Annotated in this window: 2 protein-coding genes; one reads left to right on the plus strand and one right to left on the minus strand. The window is 61.0% G+C overall.

What is annotated here, in order from left to right:
• Positions 1-32 precede the first annotated feature (32 nt).
• Positions 33-1,940: a molybdopterin-containing oxidoreductase family protein gene (locus ACLQ3C_RS21295; RefSeq protein WP_425707091.1), complete on the minus strand. Its 1,908-nt coding sequence runs from the start codon at positions 1,938-1,940 to the stop codon at positions 33-35.
• 235 nt (positions 1,941-2,175) lie between these two features.
• Between ACLQ3C_RS21295 and ACLQ3C_RS21300 the strand changes: the two genes are divergently transcribed.
• Positions 2,176-4,281: a molybdopterin-containing oxidoreductase family protein gene (locus tag ACLQ3C_RS21300; protein WP_425707092.1), complete on the plus strand. Its 2,106-nt coding sequence runs from the start codon at positions 2,176-2,178 to the stop codon at positions 4,279-4,281.
• Positions 4,282-4,313 lie beyond the last annotated feature (32 nt).

The following is a 4,313-nucleotide window of genomic DNA, read 5'->3' on the forward strand; positions in this document are numbered from 1 at the left end:
ATTATGCCTTGCAGGGAAGGCACTTTCGCTTATCAGCACACCATTTTCCGTGCTTCCGCACGAAAAATCCAGGCTAGAACCTTCCCGCCATCAGTGAGTTTCAACCGCTCGGCGTCTCGCGGGCTGACCGCGAGTGGATTCGCCTCTCGAGCACCCTTTTTCATGGCGGGCAGGTTCGCGTACCAGGAGTTGTGCATTTTCTGGTCCCTGCGCGAGATCAGCTTCAGCTGGTGGGCCGGTTCACGTTCGAGTTCGCCGAAGATGTGCAAGCATCTGATCGTCGCCTCATCGAACACCGCTGGTCTGCAGTCGATCAGACCGTCGTCGGTTTGGAGCTTCTCCGAGTACAGCGTGCCCGGTTCGAGTCCACGTGCCATCGCCAGGCCACGAGGTTGCGACACGAGTTCCTGACGCGAAATCCCGCCTTTCGACAGCATGTGATCGATTCGAGCCCAGCGCGCGTTTTCGGGCTCCGGAGTGTTCAAGTGGTTGGGTAGCCCGAGCGCGTCGGCGATCCTGGCAAAGATCCACCACTCTTCTCGCCGCTCGAAAGCTGGCTCCACCACGCGGGGAGTCCAGTTGACGAATGGATCGACCTGCATTCCCAGCAGTGCCATATTTATGTCTTCGCGCTCGAATTGATCGGTCGAGGGGAGTGTCCAGTGCGCGTATCGAGAAGTCGCGTTCGGGTAGATGTCGATCACGACAAGAAGTTCGAGTGACTGCAGTGCGTCGCGGAGTCGGTCTCCACCAGGAATGGACAGCAGCGGGTTGCCCGCGACGACCACCAGTGCACGGATCGGATTCTCTGCGTCGAGAATGTAGTCGGCGAGCAGGACCCCCGGCAAGTGCGGCACCTGCCGCATCGTTCCGAATTCACTCTCGATGATCTGATCCGCCAACACCGACCTGGATCGCGCGCCGGCAGGGTAGACCTCTCGTCCAGGGATGTTGCCGCCGCGGACGTCGAGATTTCCTGTGACCAGACAGAGCATCTGGACGAGCCAATATGCGAGCGTCCCCTGTCTGCCCATGTTCACGCCGGTAGACATATGTACGGATGCCGCAGGCGCAGTCGCGAAGTCGCGCGCTATCGATTCGATCGTCGCAGCGTCGATGCCGCAGACATCGGATACTTGTTCGGGTGAGTAGTCCGCAATGAAGGAACGAAGTCCCCGCACGTTTCTGCCGTGCTTCTCGGCATCGGGATGGAAGCCGATGGCGCGATCCACCGCGAAGATCAGCGCCGCCAGAAAGTACACGTCGGTATCGGGCTTGATCGAGACGGTTTCACCCGTCCGAGGGCCAGAACTCTCGGTGTCGCGAGGATTGACGAACCAGATCTTGGCGCCCCGCGCGGACGCATCGCCGATCTCCCGATACGCGTTCGGCAATGAGATCATGCTTGCCTTGCTTACCCGCCAATTCGATCCGATCAGCAACAACGCGTCCGTGTTCCGGACGTCGGGCAGGGGATGCAGCGTAGGTGTCCCAAACACGGCCGTACTGGCTGCGAATTTGTTCGCGGTATCCTGGGTGCCGGCCGAGAATAACCGACTCGCACCGAGTTTCGTGAGGACGTCCGGCATGGTCACGCCGACCATCGCGTTGAAGCTGGCTGGATTTCCCATATAGGCAGCAACACTGTCCGAGCCGGACCGCGCGACAATCGCTTGCAACCTCTCGGCAATTTCAGCGGTCGCGTCATCCCAACTGACGCGCACGAGGCCGTCGGCCTCCCGGCGCATCGGATAGTTCAGTCGATCCTCGTCTTTGTTGATGTCGACACCCGCGAGACCCTTCGTGCACGCGAAGCCACGAGAAACCGGATGGTCACGATCGGGCTGAAGCTTCTCGAGAGATCCGTCAGACATTGTCGCGATCAATCCGCACGCCGGCTCGCAAACGCGACAATATGTCGCGATGTGGTTCGTAGTCATTCTGCGCTCCTCGGGAGTGGCCGGATCTTCATGGACAAACCTATTGCCTATCGGTTACCGTAATAACGGTAGTCTCGTTTACGGCGCTCGTCACGGGAACAGCCTTCTCGCAACCTGGTTCGCGAGTAATCAGAGTGCGCGTTCTGAACTTTGAAAGATCTGAGATGACATCGACCGATGCAAACGATGGTTTGCCCAGCGCAGGCCAGGCGGGTCGGGCCCGCCTGCCAGCCGCATGACCACACGTTCTGGGGACCCGACCGCGTCGAGGCGGACGTCGTACTGTCGCCTGTGTCCCTCGTCGTGCGGCGTTCTGCTCGATATCGAGAACAACCGGATCGAGCGGGTTCTCGGAGACGCCGCTCACCCCATATCGCGCGGTTACACCTGTGCAAAGGGGCGACGCGGAGGCGATTTCACCCATGACCCCGAGCGTCTGAGGACGTCGCTGCGGCGCAATGAGGGTGGAGAGTTCGTACCTGTCGACGTCGACGTGGCGGTTCCTGAGACCGCCTCGCGATTACGCTCAATCATCGGCGACCACGGTCCGGATTCGGTCGCGCTGTTCACCGGTACCCAAAATAATTTCGCGGCGCTGACCGGACCGATGGCTCGTGCCTGGTTTCGTGGAACCGGTTCCCACAAGCTCTTCTCGACGATGACCATTGATCAGTCCGCGAAATGGGTCGTCCAGGACCGAATGGGGAAATACCTGGGTGGGCGCCAGAGAGTCGAGAACTCCGACGTGTGGTTGCTCGCCGGAACCAATCCCCTCGTATCGGTCAACGGTGGTGATGGTGACGGTGCCGTCGTTCACAATCCGTCGGTCACCCTTCGAGACGCGAAAGCACGCGGGATGACGCTGATCGTCATCGATCCAAGACGGACGGAGACCGCCGCCAGGGCCGATATACATCTGGCGCCGCGCCCGGGCACCGATGCGGTGCTCTTGGCCGGCCTGATCCGCCTGATTCTCGGGGAGGGTTTGCACGATCGCGGGTTCTGCGAGCGCTACACGTCCGATCTGCCGGAGCTCGTCGAGGCAGTATCACCAGCGACACCGACGGCGGTCGAGGAGATCAGTCGGGTGCCGCAGGCCCTCATGGTCTCGGCAGCGCGGGCGTTCGCCACTGCTGCCCGTGGAATGGCGACCACGGGGACCGGGGTGTGCATGGGGCCGCACTCCAATGTGTCCGAGCATCTCGTCGCGGTGCTGAACACGATCTGTGGGCGCTACCTACGTGAGGGCGAAACCGCGGATGTCAGATCGGTGCTCGCCAGAAGTGTGGCGCCGCGCGCCGAGGTCGCCGGAGCCGACCGAGAATGGGAAACCGGATTCAAAAGCCGAATCGGTGGAATCGGGCGCATGCGGGGCGAATTGCCGTCCGCGATTCTTGCGGACGAGATACTGAACCCGGGCCCTGACCGGGTACGTGCGCTGATCGTGTCCGGCGGAAACCCGGCCGCGGCACTCCCGGACAAAGCTCGAGCGGCGAAGGCTCTCGACGCACTCGACTTGCTGGTGGTCGTTGATTCCTGGATGTCAGGCACGGCGCAGCGGGCCGACTACGTCATCGCGCCGACCACCATGTACGAGCGGGCCGACCACACCATCCTTATGGAGGCGTTCTTCCCGATTCCATTCGCCCAACACACCGAGCCAGTGGTGATCCCTCCTCCCGGAGTGATCGAGGACTGGCAGTTCTTCGATACTCTCGCCGTGGCGTCCGGGCAATCGGTCAAGTTCGCAGGCCGGATTCTCGATCCACAGCATCCACCGACATCTCGCGAACTACTCGAGATGTTCGCTGAACGTGGACGTGTGCCGTTCGACGAGCTTACGTCCGCAGAGCACGGATGCATCGCTGACGGAACCGGATACGTCGTGCAACCGGCGACCACCGAAGGGTCGGCAGTGCGACTGGGCTTGTGTCCTGCTGATGTGCGTTTAGAGATCGAGAGAGCTCTGACGTCAGCGGTGGGGTCGCAGGCCCGCAGTCCATTCCCGATGCGGCTCATTGTCAGGCGTATCAAGGAAGCAATGAATTCACACGGCACGATGTTGCCGAATCTGATCCCAGAGCATGCAAACGCAGCGAAGATGAGTACCACCGACATGGACTCGCTGGGTATCCACAACGGCCAAGTTGTGGCCATCCGATCCGCCTCGGGCCGAATGCAGTGCGCTGTCCACGCCGATACGAGCCTGCCTCCCGGCGTGGTCTCGGTCACCCACGGATTCGACGACCAGAACTCGCTATCAGTTGTGCGGGTCAGTGATACGAACGTCAATGCGCTAACCTGGATTTTTCGTGCGGAAGCACGGAAAATGGTGTGCTGATAAGCGAAAGTGCCTTCCCTGCAAGGCATAAT

Origin of the sequence: Gordonia sp. DT30 (assembly GCF_049844915.1) — a bacterium.
Lineage (GTDB): Bacteria > Actinomycetota > Actinomycetes > Mycobacteriales > Mycobacteriaceae > Gordonia.

Excerpts from the sequence above, each read along its gene's own strand:
- ACLQ3C_RS21295 (WP_425707091.1), bottom strand. The coding sequence starts at position 1,940 with ATGACTACGAACCACATCGCGACATATTGTCGCGTTTGCGAGCCGGCG.
- ACLQ3C_RS21300 (WP_425707092.1), top strand. The coding sequence starts at position 2,176 with ATGACCACACGTTCTGGGGACCCGACCGCGTCGAGGCGGACGTCGTAC.